This is a genomic window from Telluria sp. ZT3P39 (genome assembly GCF_059685935.1).
On sequence record NZ_JCASIH010000028.1, the window covers coordinates 1 to 18213 of the forward strand.

An 18213-nucleotide genomic window follows, 5' to 3' on the forward strand; every position below is an offset into this window, starting at 1 on the left:
CATGAAAGCGGTGGGAAAAGTTGATTTTGTTGGTCGCACAACAAGTCTAACTTCTCTTTACCGCTTTCTTTGTTTTCATCGTCACTTCACGCTAATCCGTGATGAACCAAAAAAAAGGCATCCCCAAGGGGACGCCGTTCTTGTCTGCAGACTCGCAGACGACTTCAGTCTTCGATGATCGGTTGCCCGACCATCGCGTCCACCCGCTCGCGCAACTGTTTGCCCGGCTTGAAGTGAGGCACCCGTTTTTCGGGCACCATCACCTTGTCGCCGGACTTCGGGTTGCGGCCGATGCGCGGGGGCCGGCTGTTCAGCGCGAAGCTGCCGAAACCGCGGATCTCGATGCGCTGCCCGGTCGCCAGGGCGTTGGTCATCGCATCGAGGATGGTCTTGACAGCGAATTCCGCGTCTTTCGCCACCAGCTGAGAATAACGCTCAGCCAGTCGGTTGATCAGCTCGGACTTGGTCATCTGGTCGCCTCAGGAACGATTAGTTCTTGTTGTCGAACTTGGCCTTCAGCAGTGCGCCCAGGCTGGTGGTGCCGGTGGCAGCGCTGTTGTCGTTGGCCAGCTTGCTCATTGCTTCCTGGGTCTCGACATTGTCTTTCGCCTTGATCGACAGCTGGATGCTGCGAGCCTTGCGATCGATGTTGATGACCAGTGCTTCGACCTTGTCGCCCACTTTCAGGTGGGTGCCGGCATCTTCCACGCGGTCACGCGAGATTTCCGAAGCGCGCAGGTAGCCTTCGACTTCATCGCTCAGGGCGATCACGGCGCCTTTTGGCTCAACCGATTTCACGGTGCCGGTAACCAGGGTGCCCTTGTCGTTCAGCGACGAGAAGTTGTTGAACGGGTCGCCTTCGAGTTGCTTCACGCCCAGCGAAACACGCTCGCGCTCGACGTCGATTGCCAGGACGACGGCTTCCAGCTCGTCGCCCTTCTTGAAGCGACGCACGGCTTCTTCGCCGGCTTCGGTCCACGACAGATCCGACAGGTGGACCAGGCCATCGATGTTGCCTGGCAGGCCGATGAAGACGCCGAAGTCGGTGATCGACTTGATCGAACCCTTGACCTTGTCGCCCTTCTTGTGGGTGACGCCGAAGTCGTCCCATGGGTTCGCCTTGCACTGCTTCATGCCCAGCGAAATACGGCGACGCTCTTCGTCGATTTCCAGGACCATGACTTCCACTTCGTCGCCCAGCTGGACAACCTTGTTTGGCGCCACGTTCTTGTTGGTCCAGTCCATCTCCGACACGTGCACCAGGCCTTCGATGCCCTGCTCGACTTCGACGAACGCGCCGTAGTCGGTGAGGTTCGTGACTTTACCGAACAGGCGGGTGCTCTGTGGGTAACGACGCGACAGGCCGGTCCAAGGATCGTCGCCCAGCTGCTTGACACCCAGCGAGACGCGGTTCTTTTCCTGATCGTACTTGAGGACCTTGGCGGTGATCTCTTGGCCAACCGACAGGACTTCCGACGGGTGACGCACGCGACGCCATGCCAGGTCGGTGATGTGCAGCAGGCCGTCGATGCCACCCAGGTCCACGAACGCGCCGTAGTCGGTGATGTTCTTGACGACGCCGGTAACCACGGTGCCTTCTTTCAGGGTTTCCATCAGCTTCTGGCGCTCTTCGCCCATCGAAGCTTCGATGACGGCGCGGCGCGACAGCACGACGTTGTTACGCTTGCGGTCGAGCTTGATGACCTTGAATTCCAGGGTCTTGCCTTCGAACGGGGTGGTGTCCTTGACCGGACGGGTGTCGACCAGCGAACCCGGCAGGAATGCGCGGATGCCGTTGGTCAGGACGGTCAGGCCGCCCTTGACTTTACCGTTGACGGTACCGGTGACGATTTCGCCCGATTCCATTGCTTTTTCCAGAGCCAGCCACGATGCCAGGCGCTTGGCCTTGTCGCGCGACAGGATGGTATCGCCGAAACCATTTTCCAGCGATTCGATGGCCACGGAAACGAAGTCGCCGACAGCGACTTCCAGTTCGCCCTGGTCATTCTTGAATTCTTCGATTGGGATGAAGGCTTCCGACTTCAGGCCAGCGTTGACGATCACGAAGTTGTGATCCAGACGAACGACTTCAGCGGAAATGACTTCGCCCGAACGCATGTCTTGACGCGACAGCGATTCTTCAAACAGGGCGGCAAAGCTTTCCATACCGGTTGCTTCGGTGGTTGCAGTAGACATAAAGGTTATTACTCGAGTTAGCCCAGCAGGCCGGCGATAATGCGGACTGAACTGGGGTTAGGTTGAAACACACCTGTGGCGACGGAATTGCCGCTGCAGGCACCCTACGTGGACGATGTGTCTTGGTCTGTGGTTTCCAGGCTGAGCAGCTGCCCCGCTTCGATCACCACGTCCCTCGGCACGTCGTCCCGGCGAAGGCCGGACCCAAGTTTGCCAGCACAGCCACCATGGCGATGACTCGAGCCGACGGCGGTGCACCAGACTTGGATTCCGGCCTGCGCCGGAATGACGGTTTTGAAGCTGACGACGCTTTTCAAACCGCCATTTCTAAACTAAAAACTATGCATGCGCATACCACGCCAGAACCTGTTCGACCGCTTCCGCAGCCGTCATGTTCGAGGTATCGAGGAGATGCGCGTCTGCTGCGGGGACCAGTGGGGCAATTGCGCGATTCGTGTCGCGCTCGTCTCGCGCCTGCAAATCCGCCAGCAGATCGTCCATATTAGCAGAAATTCCTTTGTCAATCAATTGCTTATACCTGCGCTCGGCACGCGCCTTGACGCTTGCGGTCAAGAAAACTTTTAACTTCGCGCCGGGAAAGATTACGGTGCCCATGTCGCGCCCGTCGGCCACCAGTCCCGGGGCTTCGCGAAAGCCCAGCTGCAGCGCGAACAGCGCGTGGCGCACGGCCGGCAGCGCGGCGATTCTGGACGCCATGTTGCCGACTTCTTCCGCGCGGATCGCCGCCGTCACGTTCTCGTTGTTCAGGAAGATGTCGCCGCCGTTGAAGCGCGCGGGCAGGTGCTCGGCCAGCTTGGCGATGCCGTGCTCGTCGCGCAATTCCAGGCCGCGGCGCAGCGCCTGCAGTGCGGTCAGGCGGTACAGCGCGCCCGAATCGAGCAGGTGAAAACTCAGTCGCTCGGCGACTTTGGACGCGACCGTGCCCTTGCCCGAGGCGGTTGGTCCGTCGATGGCGATCACGGGAATGGGATTGTTCGGCATAGGCTCTTCTTGATGTTAAAACAATTCGTTCTTGGCGATCCCGGCGAAGGCTTCGAAATAGTCCGGGAAGGTCTTGGCCACGCATTTCGGGTCGTTGATGCGCATGGCGTTGCCGCGCCGCGCCTTGCCGTCCAGCGAAGCGAGCGAGAAGCACATCGCCATCCGGTGGTCGTCATATGTGTCGATGGTGGCCGGCTTGAGCTGCTCGGGCGGGGTGATGCGGAGATAGTCCGGCCCCTCCTCCACCTCGGCGCCCACTTTACGCAGTTCGGTCGCCATGGCGGCCAGGCGGTCGGTTTCCTTGACGCGCCAGCTGGCGATGTTGCGCAGCGTGCTCGGGCCGTCCGCATACAGCGCGGCCACGGCGATGGTCATCGCGGCATCGGGAATATGGTTGAAATCGGCGTCGATGGCCTTCAACACGCCGTTCGAACGCGCCTCGATCCAGTTCTCGCCGCGCGTGACGATGGCGCCCATGCGCTCGAGCGCGTCGGCAAAGCGCACGTCGCCCTGGATGCTGTGCTCGCCCACGCCTTCCACCCGCACCGGTCCGCCGCCAATCGCGCCGGCCGCCAGGAAGTAGGACGCCGACGAGGCGTCGCCCTCGACGTGGATGCTGCCCGGCGACCGATAGCGCTGGCCCGGATGCACGGTGAACGAGGCCCAGCCGTTCTGCTCGACCGTCACGCCGAAGCGACGCATCAGGTTCAGGGTGATCTCGATATAGGGCTTGGAAATGAGCTCGCCGACCACGTCGATCGACACCGGGTGGCTCAGCGCCATCAGGGGCGCCGCCATCAGCAGCGCGGTGAGGAACTGGCTCGACACATTGCCGCGCACCGCCATGCGGTTGGCTGCAATGCGGCCGCGGCGGATGCGCAGCGGCGGGAAGCCCGGCTCCCCCGTGTACTCGATCTGGGCGCCGACTTCGTTCAGCGCCTCGACCAGGTCGCCGATGGGCCGCTCGTGCATGCGCGAGACGCCGTGCAGGGTGTAGTCGCCGCCGATCACGGCCAGGGCTGCGGTGAGCGGGCGGATCGCGGTGCCGGCGTTGCCCATGAAGAGGTCGGCCTCATGGACCGGCAGCACGCCGCCGTTGCCATGCACGATGACGGTGCGTTCGTCGACTTCATCCCACTTGATGCCGAGCGAGCGCAGCGCGCCCAGCATGACCATGGTGTCGTCGGACGCCAGCAGGTCGTGGATGGTGGTGGTGCCTTCGCTCAGCGCCGCCAGCAGCAGCGTGCGGTTCGAAATGCTCTTGGAACCCGGCAGGCGCACCGATCCTTCGACGTGGATGACCGGTTCCAGGTCGATGTGTTCGGGGTAGTGTTTAGACTGCGTCATTCGGTATCCTGGTGTTGCGGCGGGGGCGAGCCGGCCTCGATCGCCTCGATCCATTCGCGCCGCGCGCGCTGCGCGTTGGCGTAAACGGTTTCGAGGCCGGGGCCGTCGGCGGCTGAAAGTAGCGCCCGCAATGTCGTTAATTGTGCCAGATAAGCATCGAGCTCGTGGAGCAAGGCGTCGCGGTTGGCCAGGCTGATGTCGCGCCACATCTCGGGCGAGGAGCCGGCGATGCGCGTGAAGTCGCGAAAGCCGCTGGCGGCATACTGGAACAGCATGCCCGCATGCGGCTTGGCGGCGATGTCGTCCACCAGCGCATAGGCCAGCAGATGCGGCAGGTGGCTCACCGCAGCGAATACGCGGTCGTGGTCTGCGGGGCTCAGGCTGTGGACCAGCGCGCCGCACAGGCGCCAGGCGCCAGCTACACGCTCGACGTCGGCCGCGGCGTTCTCCGGCAGCGGCGTGAGCACCGTCTTCTTGCCGCGATAGAGGCCCGCCATCGCGGCGTCCGGTCCGTTCGACTCGCTGCCGGCGATCGGGTGGCCCGGCACGAACTGGCTCACGCGCACGCCCAAAGCCTGGCGCGCGGCAGCCACCACGTCGCACTTCGTACTGCCGGCATCGGTGATGAGGGTCGAGGGCTCCAGCCAAGGCAGGAGCGAAGCGAGGATGGCCCCGGTCTGCCCCACGGGGGCGGCCAGCAGCACCAGGTCGGCGCCGCGCATCGCTTCCTGAGGCGTCGCGCAGATTTCGTCGACGATGCCCAGCTCCAGGGCGCGCGCCATCGCTTCCGGCGAACGCCCGAGGCCTGCCACCGTGCGGACCGCGCCGGCCTCTTTCAGCGCCAGCGCGAACGAACCGCCGATCAGGCCGGCGCCGACGATGACCAGCCGTTCGATCATTATGGCCGGGCGCTCGCGCTTGTCAGCGCTCGCTTCAAGGCGTCGATGAAGGTGGCGTTTTCCTGCGGCAGGCCGATCGAGATGCGCAGCCATTGCGGCAGGCCGTAGTTGCCGACCGGGCGCACGATCACGCCCTGCTTGAGCAGCGCCAGGTTCACGCGCGCGCCGGCCACGTCGTCGTCGCCGACTTTCACCAGCACGAAATTGCCGAAGGACGGCACGTATTCCAGGCCCAGTTCATCGAAGGCGGCGATCATCTGCGCGTAGCCCTCGGCATTGTTGCGGGCGCCCTTCTCCAGGAATGCCTTGTCGTTCAGCGCGGCGATCGCGGCGGCCTGCGCTAGCGAGTTGACGTTGAAAGGCTGGCGGATGCGGTTCATCAGGTCTGTCACCGCCGGCTGGGCGATGGCGAAGCCCACACGCAGGCCGGCCAGGCCATAGGCTTTCGAGAAGGTGCGCGAAACGACCAGGTTCGGGTATTTGCGCACCCAGCTGCTCGACTCGAACTGGTGCTCGGGCGCCAGGTATTCGTTATAGGCTTCGTCCAGCACCACGACCACGTTGGCCGGGACCTTTTGCAGGAAGGCTTCGATCTGCTCGCTGGAGATGAAGGTGCCGGTCGGGTTGTTCGGGTTGGCGACATAGACCAGGCGGGTATCAAGCTCGATAGCTGCCGCCATCGCATCCAGGTCGTGACCGTAGTCCTTGGCCGCGACGACGATCGCGCGGCCACCGACACCCTGCGTCGCCAGCGCATACACGGCAAACGAATACTGCGCGTAGACCACCGACTCGCCCTTTTGCACGAAGGCGTGGGCGGCGATTTCGAGGATGTCGTTGCTGCCGTTACCCAGGGTGATCCATTCGGCCGGGACGTCATAACGTGCGGACAGCGCAGCCTTCAGCTCGAAGCCATTGGCGTCCGGGTAGCGGCCCAGGTCCGCGGCTGCTTGCGCCATCGCGGCGCGGCTCGATTCCGGCACACCGAACGGGTTCTCGTTCGAGGCCAGCTTGACGATATTGGCTTCGTCGAGGCCGAACTCGCGGGCGACTTCTGCGATGGGTTTGCCGGCCTGGTAAGGGGCGATGGCACGAACGTAATCTGGACCGAATTGCGACATGGGATTCTCGAGTAAATAGTAAAAAATGGGATTCAGAGGCTTTGCGGGTAAGAACCCAGCACCTTGAAGAAGGCGGCGTTGTCTTTCAGTTCAACCAACGCGGCAGCGACGGCGGCGTCGTGCACGTGGCCTTCGATGTCGACATAAAAATAGTATTCCCAAGTGCCGATGCGCGCCGGGCGCGACTCGAAACGCGTCATCGACACGCCGTGCTTGGCCAGCGGCGCCAGCAGGTTGTAGACGGCGCCGGCCTTGTTCGGTACGGCCAGCACGACCGAGGTGTGGTCGCGGCCGGACGGTCCGGTCTGGAGGCTGCCGATGACGGCGAAACGGGTGCGGTTGTGCGGGTCGTCCTGGATGTGGGCCTGCACCACGCCCAACTGATACTGCTCGCCCGCCATCTCGCTGGCGATCGCAGCGACCGTCGGATCCTGGCTGGCCAGGATCGCGGCTTCGGCATTCGAAGCCACGGCGCGGCGCTCGATGCCGGGATGGTGCAGGTTGAGCCAGACCTGGCACTGGGCCAGCGCCTGCGAATGCGCGCAGACGACCGTCACGCCATCCATCGAACCTGTTTTCGTCATCAGGCTGTGGTGCACGGGAATCGAAATCTCGCCGCTGATGACTGTGGTGGTGGCCAGCATCAGGTCGAGGGTGCGGTTGATCGCGCCTTCGGACGAGTTCTCGACAGGGACCACGCCGAAGTCTGCGGTGCCGGCTTCGGTGGCGCGGAAGACCTCGTCGATCGACACGCAGGGCAGCGTCTCGATGGCGGTGCCGAACTGCTGGAAGACGGCCTGCTCGCTGAAGGTGCCGGACGGGCCAAGATAGGCCACCGTGACGCGCTTTTCCAGCGCGCGGCAGGCCGACATGATCTCGCGGAAGATGGTCTGGACGTCGCCATCCTTGAGCGGGCCGGGATTGCGCTCGGCCACGCCGCGCAGCACCTGGGCTTCGCGCTCGGGGCGGAAGACGGGGGCATTGGTTTCGGCCTTGACGTGGCCGACCTCTTGCGCGATGCGGCCGCGCTGGCCCAGGAGATCCAGGATTTGCGCGTCGATCGCATCGATCTGTTCGCGCAGGGGGGTGAGTTTTTCGGACATGTGTTTCAACCAGAAATCGGGCGTTGAGTGATTCGCGGTGGTTCAAGCGTCTGTTGAACGCGCGGTCGGCGGAGCCGACCACCCTACGGCTTTACCGCCCCGCGAATTCGTTCAAATAATCGACGAGGGCCTGCACCCCCTCGAGCGGCATCGCGTTGTAGATCGATGCCCGCATGCCGCCGACGGACTTGTGGCCCTTCAGTTGCAGCAGCCCGCGCGCCTTCGCGCCGGCCAGGAATTGGTCGTTCAGGGATTCGTCGCGCAGGAAGAACGGTATGTTCATGCGCGAACGGTATTCCAGCGCCACGCGATTCTGGTAGAAATCGTCGGCGTCCAGCGCCGCGTACAGCAGGCGCGCTTTCTCGATATTCGTTTGCTCCATGGCCGCCACCCCGCCTCGGCTTTTCAGGTGGGCGAACACCAGGCCGGCGATATAGATCGCGTAAGTCGGCGGCGTGTTGTACATCGATTCGTGCTCGGCCACCGTCTTGTAGTGGAAGGCCGAGGGGCAGTCGGGCAGCGCGTCGTCGAGCAAATTATCGCGCACGATCACGATCGTCAGGCCGGCCGGGCCGATGTTCTTCTGGGCGCCGGCGAAGATCACGCCGTACTGCGACACGTCGATTTGACGCGACAGGATGTGCGAGGACATGTCGGCCACGATCGGCAGGCGCGGATCAACCTTGGGCACGAAGTTGTACTCGACGCCGTCGATGGTTTCGTTGGTGCAGATGTGCAGGTAGGCTGCGCCGGGGGTGAGTCGCCAGGTTTCCTGCGGCGGCACCGTTGTGAAGCCGCTCGCTTCGGCGGAGGCGGCGATATTCACGCTGGCGTAGCGCTTTGCTTCCTTGATCGACTTGCCCGACCAGCTGCCGGTGTGGACGAAGTCGATGGTGGCGGGCTGGCCGCAGCACCCGGCCAGGTTCAGCGGGACGATGGCGTTCTGCGCCAGTCCGCCGCCCTGCATGAACAGGATCTTGTAGTTCGGCGGGACATTCAACAGCTCGCGCAGGTCGGCCTCGGCCTGCTTGTAGATCGAGATGAATTCCGGACCGCGGTGGCTCATCTCCATGACCGACATGCCGCTGCCGTGCCAGTCCAGCATCTCGCCGGCCGCATGCTGCAGCACTTCCTTCGGGAGGACGGCCGGGCCGGCCGAGAAGTTGAATACCTGGGTCATGCGGTCCTTTCGTCCTGAGCGATGCTGCGACTGTTCCGGAACTGATAAAAAAAGGGCCGCGCAGTCGCGGCCCCTCGGGATCTTACTGCGGACCTTGTTCGAGCTCGACCTCTTCCAGGTCGGTCTCGACGATGCGTTGCAGGCCGGACAGCTTGGTGCCGTCTTCCACTGCGATCAGGGTCACGCCCTGGGTCGCGCGGCCCATCTCGCGGATCTCGGACACGCGGGTGCGAATCAAGACGCCGCCGGTCGTGATCAGCATGATCTCGTCGGTGGTGTCGACCAGCGTGGCGGCGACCACCTTGCCGTTACGCTCCGAGGTCTGGATCGCGATCATGCCCTTGGTGCCGCGGCCGTGGCGGGTGTACTCAAGAATCGGGGTACGCTTGCCGAAGCCGTTCTCGGTGGCCGTGAGCACCGACTGCTGCTCGTTCTCGGCCACCAGCAGCGCAATGACCTGCTGGCCTTCCTCGAGGTTCATGCCGCGCACGCCGCGCGCGGTACGGCCCATCGGGCGCACGTCGTTCTCGTCGAAGCGCACTGCCTTGCCGCCGTCCGAGAACAGCATCACGTCGTGCTGGCCGTCGGTGAGGGCGGCGCCGATCAGGAAGTCGCCTTCGTCCAGGTCCACGGCGATGATGCCGGCCTTGCGCGGGTTGCTGAAGTCCTTCAGCGGGGTCTTCTTCACGGTGCCGAGCGAGGTGGACATGAACACGTAGTGGTCTTCCGGGAAGGTCCGGTTCACGCCCGACAACGGCAGGATGACCGTGATCTTCTCGTTGTCCTGCAGCGGGAACATGTTGACGATTGGTTTACCGCGCGAGTTGCGCGAACCCTGCGGCACTTCCCACACCTTCAGCCAGTACATGCGGCCGCGGTTCGAGAAGCACAGCATGTAATCGTGGGTGTTGGCGATGAACAGCTGGTCGATCCAGTCTTCGTCCTTGGTCGCCATCGCCTGCTTGCCGCGGCCGCCGCGCTTCTGGGCGCGGTATTCGGCGATCGGCTGCGACTTCATGTAGCCGGTGTGCGAGAGCGTGACCACCATGTCCTGCGGCGTGATCAGGTCTTCGGTATCGAGGTCGCTGGCATTGTGCTCGATGACCGAACGGCGGGTGTCCTTGCCGTTCTCGGCGTAGTCGGTCTTGATCTGCACCATCTCGTCGCTGATGATGGTGGTGACGCGCTCAGGACGCGACAGGATGTCGAGCAGGTCGGCGATGTGCGACATCACCTCTTTGTACTCGTTGACGATCTTGTCCTGCTCCAGGCCGGTGAGGCGCTGGAGGCGCATCTGCAGGATTTCCTGGGCCTGCTCGTCGGACAGCTTGTACAGGCCGTCCGCCTGCATGCCGTAGTGCTTCGGCAGGTGCTCGGGACGGAAAGCCTCGACGCCGCCGATGGTGCTGCCTTCGGCGGTACGCAGCAGCATTTCGCGGACCAGGGACGAGTCCCAGGCCTTCTGCATCAGCTCTACTTTCGCGATCGGCGGGGTCGGCGCGGCCTTGATGATCGCGATGAAGTCGTCGATGTTCGCCAGTGCGACCGCCAGGCCTTCGAGCATGTGGCCGCGCTCGCGCGCCTTGCGCAGCTCGAACACGGTGCGGCGGGTGACCACTTCGCGGCGGTGCGACAGGAAGCACTCGAGCATCTGCTTGAGGTTCAGCAGCTTCGGCTGGCCATTGACCAGCGCCACCATGTTCATGCCGAAGGTGTCCTGCAGCTGGGTCTGCTTGTACAGGTTGTTCAGCACCACTTCCGGCACTTCGCCGCGCTTCAGTTCGATGACCACGCGCATGCCCGACTTGTCGGACTCGTCGCGGATGTCGCTGATGCCTTCCAGCTTCTTGTCGCGCACGTTCTCGGCGATACGCTCGAGCAGCGACTTCTTGTTTACCTGGTAAGGCAGCTCGTCGATGATGATCGCGATGCGGCCGCCATCCTTGCCGTATTCTTCGAAGTGGGTCTTGGCGCGCATCACCACGCGGCCGCGGCCGGTGCGGTAACCGTCGCGCACGCCCGAGACGCCATAGATGATGCCGGCGGTCGGGAAGTCCGGCGCCGGGATGATCTCGATCAGCTCGTCGATCGTGCAGTCCGGGTTGCGCAGCAGGTGCTGGGCGCCGTTGATGATCTCGGACAGGTTGTGCGGCGGAATGTTCGTCGCCATGCCCACCGCGATGCCCGACGAGCCGTTGATCAGCAGGTTCGGGATCTTGGTCGGCAGGACGGTCGGCTCTTTTTCCTTGCCGTCATAGTTCGGCTGGAAGTCGACCGTATCCTTGTCGATGTCGGCCAGCAGTTCGCTGGCGATCTTGTCCAGGCGGCACTCGGTGTAGCGCATCGCCGCGGCGCTGTCGCCGTCGATCGAGCCGAAGTTGCCCTGCCCGTCCACCAGCGTGTAGCGCAGCGAGAAGTCCTGGGCCATGCGCACCAGCGTGTCGTAGATCGACGCGTCGCCGTGCGGGTGGTATTTACCCATGGTATCGCCAACCACGCGCGCGCATTTCACGTACGGGCGGTTGAAGTTGTAATTGCTCTCGTGCATGGAGTACAGCACGCGGCGGTGCACCGGCTTGAGGCCGTCCCGCACGTCCGGCAGAGCACGTCCCACGATCACGCTCATCGCGTAGTCGAGGTAGCTCTTGCGCATTTCTTCTTCTAGGGAAATGGGAACTGTTTCTTTTGCGAATTGATCCATGGGGCGGGTCGACTGCTTTCAGGCTGGTGGTGAGGTTTTTCTAACTGGTGATTCTACCATGCACCTCTTATTGCCAGCACAATTCCTCTACAACTCAGGAGGCGCCAAGCGAGCCTTCCAGCATTGTCGATCCGCACATAGTGCATTTGACTCAATGTTGCGGCAAAACAACGTACGGTAAAAATATGCATGGAGTTTGATTTAGGTGCAGTCGTACGTTTTTAGTGCATGTGGCAAAATGGACAGGAAATTAATTGTTTGTTTCACAATGCGAAACTGAGCACAGCAGCGATGTGTTAGTATCTTGATCACAACGCCCCGCTGCATAACGCATTGCCGCACGGAATTTACCGAAAGGAAAAAGAATATGAATAAACTGGCAACCCTCCTGCTGATCGCTTCGGCCCTGGCAGGCAACGCGTTTGCACAAAGCGCGCCGCCGTACGCACCGCTGACCACCGACATCAAGGCCCGCACCCCGCACAGCGCCTATGTCCAGGACAGCCGCGGCGTGATCGCCCGTAATCCCTTCGGCCTGTGCTGGCGTACCGGCTACTGGACCCCGGCCGACGCCGTGCCGGGCTGCGACGCGCCAATTTGCGTCCCACCAGAGAAGCTGGAAAACGGCAAGTGCGTCGCGCCGCCGCCACCACCGCCACCGGCAGTCGTCGAGCAGGCTCCTGCCCCGGCGCCCGCACCGGCGCCAGTGCCGACCTCGGAAAAAGTGTCCTACTCGGCTGACGCCTTCTTCGACTTCGACAAGGCCGTGCTCAAGCCAGCCGGCAAGGCAGCGCTGGACGACCTGAGCTCGAAGCTGGGCGACATGAACCTGGAAGTCATCATCGCCGTCGGCCACACCGACTCGATCGGCACCGATGCCTACAACCAGAAGCTGTCGATCCGCCGCGCTGAAGCCGTCAAGACCTACCTGAAGGGCAAGGGCGTGGAAGAAAACCGCATCTACACCGAAGGCAAGGGCGAGAATCAGCCTGAAGCCAGCAACAAGACGTCCGCAGGCCGCGCCAAGAACCGCCGCGTGGAGATCGAAGTCGTCGGTACCCGTACCGTCAACAAGTAATTCCGGCTTTGCCAATGACCCCGCTGCGGCGGGGTTTTTTTTCGCGGGTGGGTCTCGATCTTGCCAGGAAAGCAGCTATAAATTTTCCGTGCGCCATCTCGTCACGCCCCTCATTTCCAGTATTATCCGCCTATGACCACGAACGCAGACCCCTTAGAAATCCAGAAATTCAGCGAACTGGCCCACCGCTGGTGGGACCCGACGTCCGAATTCCGTCCGCTACATGAAATCAACCCGCTGCGCCTGGAGTGGATCAATGCGCGCGCCCCGCTGCTGGGCAAGAACGTGATCGATATCGGCTGCGGCGGCGGCGTGCTGTCCGAAGCCATGGCGCGCAAGGGCGCCAAGGTCACGGGCATCGACCTGTCGAAAAAGGCCCTGAAAGTGGCCGACCTGCACAGCCTGGAGTCCGGCGTCGAAGTGCGCTACAAGCACATCGCAGCCGAAGAGATGGCCGAGGCCGAAGCCGGCCAGTTCGACGTCGTCACCTGCATGGAGATGCTCGAGCACGTGCCGGACCCGGCCTCGATCGTGCAGGCTGCGGCCAAACTGGTCAAACCAGGCGGCCACGTGTTCTTCTCGACCCTGAACCGCAACCCGAAATCCTACCTGTTCGCCGTCATCGGCGCGGAATACATCCTGCGCATGCTGCCGCGCGGCACCCACGACTATGGCAAGTTCATCACGCCGGCCGAACTGTCGCAATATGCGCGCCTGGCCGGCCTGCAGGTCGACGGCCTCAAAGGCCTGACCTACAATCCGCTCACCAAGATCTATTCGCTCAACAACGACACCGATGTGAACTACATGGTGGCGTGCAGCAAACCTTTCTGATCCGGCTTTCCCTCTTCCTATGACTCTCCCCACCGTCCTGCCGGCACCGCGTGCCATCCTGTTCGACCTCGATGGCACGCTGGCCGACACCGCGCCCGACCTCGCGGCCGCCGTCAACTGGCTGCGCACCGAGCGCGGCTTGCCGCCGACCCCGTATGCGGTGCTGCGCCCGACCGCCTCGGCCGGCGCGCGCGGCATGATCGGCGCCGCCTTTGGCCTGGGCCCCGGCGACGAGGGCTATGAAGAGCTGCGCCTGCAGTGGTTCGACCGCTACCAGGACAACATGGCCGTGCACAGCACCCTGTTCGGCGGCGTCGCCGAGCTGCTGCTGGGCATCGAACAGGCCGGCATGGCCTGGGGCGTGGTCACCAACAAGCCGGCGCGCTTTACCGATCCCCTGATTCCGCAGATCGGCCTGTCGCACGCCGGCTGCGTGGTCTCGGGCGACACCACCCCGCGCGCCAAGCCGCACCCCGATCCGCTGCTCGAAGGCGCGCGCCGCCTCGGCATCGATCCGCAGCATTGCTGGTACGTGGGCGACGACAAGCGCGACATCGAAGCCGGCCAGGCCGCGGGCATGGTCACGGTGGCCTGCAACTGGGGTTATTGCGGCGCCATCGAACCGTCCACCTGGGGCGCCGACTACCTGCTCGACACCCCGACCGACCTGCTGCAGACCCTGCGCAGCGTGGTGGAAACCGCAGGCCTGGCCGAACGCGCGGCCTGAGTTCTGTCCGAGCGGGCGGTTCGGCCCGCTTACATTTCTTTACGATTGATACAGGCTTCGGTCTATCCCTTGGCCGAGCTTGCCAGTAATCTACTCCCATACGACAACACATTGTCATCTAGGAGCAGACCATGGAAACCACCGCACGCCTCAACCGCATTCATCCCCTGATGGCCGCCGCCGCCGCATCGGTCGTGATCGTCAGCCTGACCGGCGCTGCCGCAATCACCGGCCTGCTGCCGACTTCGAACAGCGCCCCCGACGCCCGGGCCGCACAGGCTGCCCTGGCAGCGAACCAGGCCTCCGCCTTCCAGCAGCCAGGCATGGTCCCGATGACCAACGCCCAGGGCCAGCTCGTGATGGTGCCGGCCGCAGCCTTGCAAGGCCAGGCACCGACGACGCTGCCGTCCACCCAGGTCACGCCGCAGATGGCGATGCAGCTGGCCGCCGGTCAGCAGCAGTATCCGCAGATGGCAATGCCGCTGGCAGGCCAGCAGGTCGCCTACATGCAGCAGGCTGCCCAGCCAGCCCCGGTGGTGGTGAAGGAAGTGATCAGGGAAAAGCCGGTGGTGCGCGTGGTCGAGAAGACCCGCGTGGTGCACCATCACCATACCGCCAAGGCCACCCGCGCCAGTGAGCCGCGCTACTATGCGCAGCAGCCTGCCCCTGCACGGGCCCAGCCGAACTATGTCGGCATCGGCACCGGCGCCGTCATCGGCGGCCTGATCGGCAACCAGGTCGGCGGCGGCAACGGCAAGAAGCTCGCCACCGTGGCCGGCATCATCGGCGGCGGCTACCTCGGCAACGAGATCGCCAACCGCAACCGCTAAGTATCACTGCCCTCCCCCGCAGAAACCGCAGGCGCGATCAGCCTGCGGTTTTTTTTCGGAAAATGCAGACGATGATGTCGCTCGGGAAAATGCGCAGCACAGGAATCGCGCACAGGATGGCGATGTATTGCACCCAGAGCGACAGCGTCGAAACATTGCCCGCGCAGCTGAGCCGTTCGCGCAGGCTCTTGGCGCGCAGAGCCGGCAGCTCGGCGCTGTCGACCAGCTCGAAGCCGCGCCCCGCGACCAGGGTCGACAGGTTGTGCGGGCTGAAATAATGCACATGCGGCGACGGCAGGTCTTTCTGCCACAGGCGCTCGAAAGGCGTGCGCCAGCCCAGGCGGGCGATTAATTTTGACAACCGGTAAAAAAACCCGCGGCTGCTGGGCAGGTTGAGGATCAGGATGCCCTGGTGATCGAGGCGCTGGCGGCAAGCCCCGAGCGCGCTGCCGATGTCCGGGATGTGTTCGATGACGTCGTTGAAGACGATCACGTCGAAGCGCTCGTCATCGCGCAGGACGTCCGGGAAGAAGCCTGCCCGCACCGGCAGGCCACGCGCCGCGGCGCGCGAGCCCACTACCGCGTCGGGTTCGACGCCGAGCACGTCGAAATCGTCGCGCGCCGTTTCCAGGAACCAGCCATGGGCGCTGCCCACGTCGAGCAGCCTGCGCGCCCCGGGCCGCACATGCCGCTTGGCGTACTGGACGATCGCGCGGAAGTTCTCAAGCCGCAGTGCCATCAAGCCCGCTTCGCGCTCGGCCTCGTTGACCTCCGGCCCAGTATGCTGGTTGATCGCCACCGACAGCGCCGCGCTTTCATAGTGGCAGGCCGGACAGGTCGCATGCCATGCCGCGAGCCCTGCCGTTTGACGATTCCCGCAGACGATACAGACCATTGTCATTCCTTGTCGAAAGAACACAGTGAGACGAAGTAACCCTTCGATGATATGGCAGTTTTGACATGCTTTGTGGATAATCGCGGACTGCTTGACATCCGCCGCGATTTGCGCCGTTACACTGCGCGCGCAGACAAATTGGAGTACAATGGAAGTTCGTTGGGGGCGACCTGGTTTCGACGTGGGTTGCGAAGCAGCGCAGGGCATACCGAGGACTGGTTACCTCGTAAATACATCCAGAAAATCAATAACTGCAAACGATAACTCGTACGCACTCGCAGCTTAATTGCTGCTAGCTCTACAACACCTCGCCCCTGGGGTGGCCGCAAGGCAGTAGAGTCATTTACAGGGGCTCGCAGTAGGCTGGGTTACTTAGTCGACTGTTAAATAATAGGTAACTCGCTTGTACAAAGGGTGCACATCCCCGTTGTCCAGGTTAAATTAATTGATAGTGCTAAGTATGTAGAACTGTCTGTAGAGTGCTTGCGGACGCGGGTTCGATTCCCGCCGCCTCCACCAAGCTATCCAAAAAAACCGCCTCGGCGGTTTTTTTTCGTCCGCGCCAACTGCGGCGGGAATTGAACCCGCGGGACGCGGGGGATTTCCGGGAATTCGGGGAGCACCGCTCCCCGCCGGAAATCCGACTTGCGCTTGCAAGCGCAAGGCTCTCCGATTCGTCTGACTGGATGAAATCGCGCAGCGAAGACCCGCCGCCTCCACCAAGCTATCCAAAAAAACCGCCTCGGCGGTTTTTTTTCGTCCGCGCCAACTGCGGCGGGAAATGAACCCGCGGGACGCGGGGGATTTCCGGGAATTCGGGGAGCACTGCTCCCCGCCGGAAATCCGACTTGCGCTTGCAAGCGCAAGGCTCTCCGATTCGTCTGACTGGAGGAAATCGCGCAGCGATGTCCCGCCGCCTCCACCAAACTATCCAAAAAAACCGCCTCGGCGGTTTTTTTTCGTCCGCGCCAACTGCGGCGGGAAATGAAACCCGCGGGACGCGGGGGATTTCCGGGGATTTCGGGGAGCACCGCTCCCCGCCGGAAATTCGACTTGCGCTTGCAAGCGCAAGGCTCTCCGATTCGTCTGACTGGGGGGAATCGCGTAGCGATTGCTTTCCGCCTCCACTACCCGCAGGTGCGCGGCGCAGCTCGCGCGTCATCTCGCCTTCAGCCATCTACAAGGCTGCGTCGCCTTGTTAGTGACGAGCTCATGTCGGAATGTCAGACCTGACACCACTGCTTGTAGTCATGCCACGCGGTGAAAGCGCGACTAGCCCGCGCCGCCTACGCGCCTTCGAGCGTCAACTGGACGCATTAGCTTTGCGGTCGCGTGGTTTGACCTACCAGCAGATCGGCGAGGCGCTCGGCTACCGCGATCGCTCCGGCGCGTTCTTGGCCGTTCAGGGCGCCCTGAAGCGCGTCGCGCGCACTCCAGCCAAAGATGCGCTTACGCTGGATATAGAGCGACTCAACGAACTGACGCGCGCGATGCTGCCTCTCGCCTTGGGCGGCGACCTGAGCGCGATTTCGGCAGTCCTGGCCGTCATGGAGCAGCGCGCTGCCCTGCTCGGCTTGGATCACCCAGCGAAGAAACCGCACCAGTTTTGCGTATCCCATCGCCCGAGTCCGATATCGGGAAGCACCGCAAAAGGCCGCTGGAACGTTTTCTTACGGCGCGAGGATTAGCGCCGTCGATAAAGCGCCAAAAACCGCACGACGGTACCGAAAAATGAGTCAAGAGCCATTCGCTGATACTCCCAGATAGGTTAGCAAAGGCGGTTGCCGCACCACGCAAGCAGCGGCCATATTTACCAAGACACCATTGACGGCAACGTTGTACAAGCTATTCGACGCCGTAGCGGCGGAACTTGAAGCCGGCAAGACCGCAACCGTGCCTAAGGATGAGGGTGCTGCGTGGACCGCTGGTCGTATCCATCGGATGACGCCGTCGAACCCAAACAATCTGGTTAGCGTCGCGCGCGAAATGGTGCTGAGACCTCGCAGGCCGAGCTGCTATGCCGCGTCTTTGCCATCACCCCGTGACTTACGTGCCTCTACTGGATTCGGCGCAACTAATCAGACAATGACTAGTCCGTCAGCACGGGCTAGCAAAACGCAATTAAATTGACAGGTCGATCGTTCGGTTTGGTCTAATACCATCCAGAAACAAGCTGAGCGTGTAAACCCTTTTACCAGGCGGTTTATGGCATAACAACCGAGGGGTTGTATTTACGGCAGTACAAATGCCTATGAAATTCGGGACATTTGTCGATTGTGAGCGGTCGCAACCGTCACTAT

At 62.8% G+C, this 18213-nt stretch carries 15 protein-coding genes and 1 other RNA gene; 5 read left to right on the forward strand and 11 right to left on the reverse strand.

Annotated elements, in window-relative coordinates; all coding sequences use genetic code 11:
- Positions 1-164: 164 nt before the first annotated feature.
- From AC56LR_RS19040 to gyrA, 9 genes are all read right to left on the reverse strand, one after another.
- Positions 165-470 carry an integration host factor subunit beta gene (locus tag AC56LR_RS19040; RefSeq protein WP_027864826.1) on the reverse strand — a complete coding sequence of 102 codons (306 nt, stop codon included), beginning with the start codon at positions 468-470 and terminating at the stop codon, positions 165-167.
- A 19-nt stretch (positions 471-489) separates the two neighbouring features.
- Positions 490-2166 (reverse strand): 30S ribosomal protein S1, encoded by a 1677-nt coding sequence (gene rpsA, locus AC56LR_RS19045; RefSeq protein ID WP_489874181.1) that lies wholly within the window; start codon positions 2164-2166, stop codon positions 490-492.
- Between the two features lie 369 nt (positions 2167-2535).
- Positions 2536-3198 carry a (d)CMP kinase gene (gene cmk, locus AC56LR_RS19050; protein ID WP_497132658.1) on the reverse strand — a complete coding sequence of 221 codons (663 nt, stop codon included), beginning with the start codon at positions 3196-3198 and terminating at the stop codon, positions 2536-2538.
- Positions 3199-3213: 15 nt separating this feature from the next.
- Positions 3214-4545 carry a 3-phosphoshikimate 1-carboxyvinyltransferase gene (gene aroA, locus AC56LR_RS19055; RefSeq protein ID WP_497132660.1) on the reverse strand — a complete coding sequence of 444 codons (1332 nt, stop codon included), beginning with the start codon at positions 4543-4545 and terminating at the stop codon, positions 3214-3216.
- A complete protein-coding gene (locus tag AC56LR_RS19060; protein ID WP_497132662.1) occupies positions 4542-5444 on the reverse strand; it encodes a prephenate dehydrogenase in 903 nt (300 codons plus the stop codon). Before AC56LR_RS19060 ends, aroA begins: the two co-directional genes overlap by 4 nt.
- On the reverse strand, positions 5444-6565 hold the full coding sequence (hisC, locus tag AC56LR_RS19065) for a histidinol-phosphate transaminase (protein ID WP_497132664.1): 1122 nt from the start codon (positions 6563-6565) through the stop codon (positions 5444-5446). Before hisC ends, AC56LR_RS19060 begins: the two co-directional genes overlap by 1 nt.
- A gap of 32 nt (positions 6566-6597) precedes the next feature.
- Positions 6598-7668 (reverse strand): prephenate dehydratase, encoded by a 1071-nt coding sequence (gene pheA / locus AC56LR_RS19070; protein ID WP_497132666.1) that lies wholly within the window; start codon positions 7666-7668, stop codon positions 6598-6600.
- A gap of 91 nt (positions 7669-7759) precedes the next feature.
- Positions 7760-8848, reverse strand: a complete 1089-nt coding sequence (serC, locus tag AC56LR_RS19075) for a 3-phosphoserine/phosphohydroxythreonine transaminase (RefSeq protein WP_497132668.1) — start codon at positions 8846-8848, stop codon at positions 7760-7762.
- An 82-nt stretch (positions 8849-8930) separates the two neighbouring features.
- On the reverse strand, positions 8931-11549 hold the full coding sequence (gene gyrA, locus AC56LR_RS19080) for a DNA gyrase subunit A (RefSeq protein ID WP_497132669.1): 2619 nt from the start codon (positions 11547-11549) through the stop codon (positions 8931-8933).
- A 367-nt stretch (positions 11550-11916) separates the two neighbouring features.
- Between gyrA and ompA the strand changes: the two genes are divergently transcribed.
- The 4 genes from ompA (at position 11917) to AC56LR_RS19100 (ending at position 15018) form a co-directional block, all read left to right on the forward strand.
- The gene (ompA, locus tag AC56LR_RS19085; protein ID WP_497132670.1) at positions 11917-12627 is read left to right on the forward strand and encodes an outer membrane protein OmpA; all 711 of its coding nucleotides are present in this window, start codon (positions 11917-11919) and stop codon (positions 12625-12627) included.
- A 132-nt stretch (positions 12628-12759) separates the two neighbouring features.
- Positions 12760-13461: a bifunctional 2-polyprenyl-6-hydroxyphenol methylase/3-demethylubiquinol 3-O-methyltransferase UbiG gene (ubiG, locus tag AC56LR_RS19090; RefSeq protein WP_497132671.1), complete on the forward strand. Its 702-nt coding sequence runs from the start codon at positions 12760-12762 to the stop codon at positions 13459-13461.
- A gap of 19 nt (positions 13462-13480) precedes the next feature.
- Positions 13481-14188, forward strand: coding sequence for an HAD family hydrolase (locus tag AC56LR_RS19095; RefSeq protein WP_497132673.1), 708 nt, complete (start codon positions 13481-13483; stop codon positions 14186-14188).
- A gap of 131 nt (positions 14189-14319) precedes the next feature.
- The gene (locus tag AC56LR_RS19100; RefSeq protein ID WP_497132674.1) at positions 14320-15018 is read left to right on the forward strand and encodes a glycine zipper 2TM domain-containing protein; all 699 of its coding nucleotides are present in this window, start codon (positions 14320-14322) and stop codon (positions 15016-15018) included.
- Between the two features lie 37 nt (positions 15019-15055).
- On the opposite strand, the gene AC56LR_RS19105 is transcribed toward AC56LR_RS19100, so the two are convergent.
- On the reverse strand, positions 15056-15919 hold the full coding sequence (locus AC56LR_RS19105; RefSeq protein WP_497132676.1) for a class I SAM-dependent methyltransferase: 864 nt from the start codon (positions 15917-15919) through the stop codon (positions 15056-15058).
- Between the two features lie 155 nt (positions 15920-16074).
- On the opposite strand from AC56LR_RS19105, the gene ssrA reads away from it, so the two are divergent.
- Positions 16075-16432: a transfer-messenger RNA gene (gene ssrA, locus AC56LR_RS19110) on the forward strand.
- A 797-nt stretch (positions 16433-17229) separates the two neighbouring features.
- Here the strand turns inward: ssrA and AC56LR_RS19115 are convergent.
- On the reverse strand, positions 17230-17532 hold the full coding sequence (locus tag AC56LR_RS19115; RefSeq protein ID WP_497132677.1) for a hypothetical protein: 303 nt from the start codon (positions 17530-17532) through the stop codon (positions 17230-17232).
- Positions 17533-18213: the final 681 nt, after the last annotated feature.

What these genes read in the sequence shown, in the direction of transcription:
- AC56LR_RS19115 (WP_497132677.1), bottom strand. Translation starts at nt 17,532, where the DNA reads ATGGGATACGCAAAACTGGTGCGGTTTCTTCGCTGGGTGATCCAAGCC.
- cmk (WP_497132658.1), bottom strand. Translation starts at nt 3,198, where the DNA reads ATGCCGAACAATCCCATTCCCGTGATCGCCATCGACGGACCAACCGCC.
- hisC (WP_497132664.1), bottom strand. Translation starts at nt 6,565, where the DNA reads ATGTCGCAATTCGGTCCAGATTACGTTCGTGCCATCGCCCCTTACCAG.
- rpsA (WP_489874181.1), bottom strand. Translation starts at nt 2,166, where the DNA reads ATGGAAAGCTTTGCCGCCCTGTTTGAAGAATCGCTGTCGCGTCAAGAC.
- AC56LR_RS19060 (WP_497132662.1), bottom strand. Translation starts at nt 5,444, where the DNA reads ATGATCGAACGGCTGGTCATCGTCGGCGCCGGCCTGATCGGCGGTTCG.
- AC56LR_RS19040 (WP_027864826.1), bottom strand. Translation starts at nt 470, where the DNA reads ATGACCAAGTCCGAGCTGATCAACCGACTGGCTGAGCGTTATTCTCAG.
- serC (WP_497132668.1), bottom strand. Translation starts at nt 8,848, where the DNA reads ATGACCCAGGTATTCAACTTCTCGGCCGGCCCGGCCGTCCTCCCGAAG.
- gyrA (WP_497132669.1), bottom strand. Translation starts at nt 11,549, where the DNA reads ATGGATCAATTCGCAAAAGAAACAGTTCCCATTTCCCTAGAAGAAGAA.
- ubiG (WP_497132671.1), top strand. Translation starts at nt 12,760, where the DNA reads ATGACCACGAACGCAGACCCCTTAGAAATCCAGAAATTCAGCGAACTG.
- AC56LR_RS19100 (WP_497132674.1), top strand. Translation starts at nt 14,320, where the DNA reads ATGGAAACCACCGCACGCCTCAACCGCATTCATCCCCTGATGGCCGCC.
- AC56LR_RS19105 (WP_497132676.1), bottom strand. Translation starts at nt 15,919, where the DNA reads ATGACAATGGTCTGTATCGTCTGCGGGAATCGTCAAACGGCAGGGCTC.
- aroA (WP_497132660.1), bottom strand. Translation starts at nt 4,545, where the DNA reads ATGACGCAGTCTAAACACTACCCCGAACACATCGACCTGGAACCGGTC.
- AC56LR_RS19095 (WP_497132673.1), top strand. Translation starts at nt 13,481, where the DNA reads ATGACTCTCCCCACCGTCCTGCCGGCACCGCGTGCCATCCTGTTCGAC.
- ompA (WP_497132670.1), top strand. Translation starts at nt 11,917, where the DNA reads ATGAATAAACTGGCAACCCTCCTGCTGATCGCTTCGGCCCTGGCAGGC.
- pheA (WP_497132666.1), bottom strand. Translation starts at nt 7,668, where the DNA reads ATGTCCGAAAAACTCACCCCCCTGCGCGAACAGATCGATGCGATCGAC.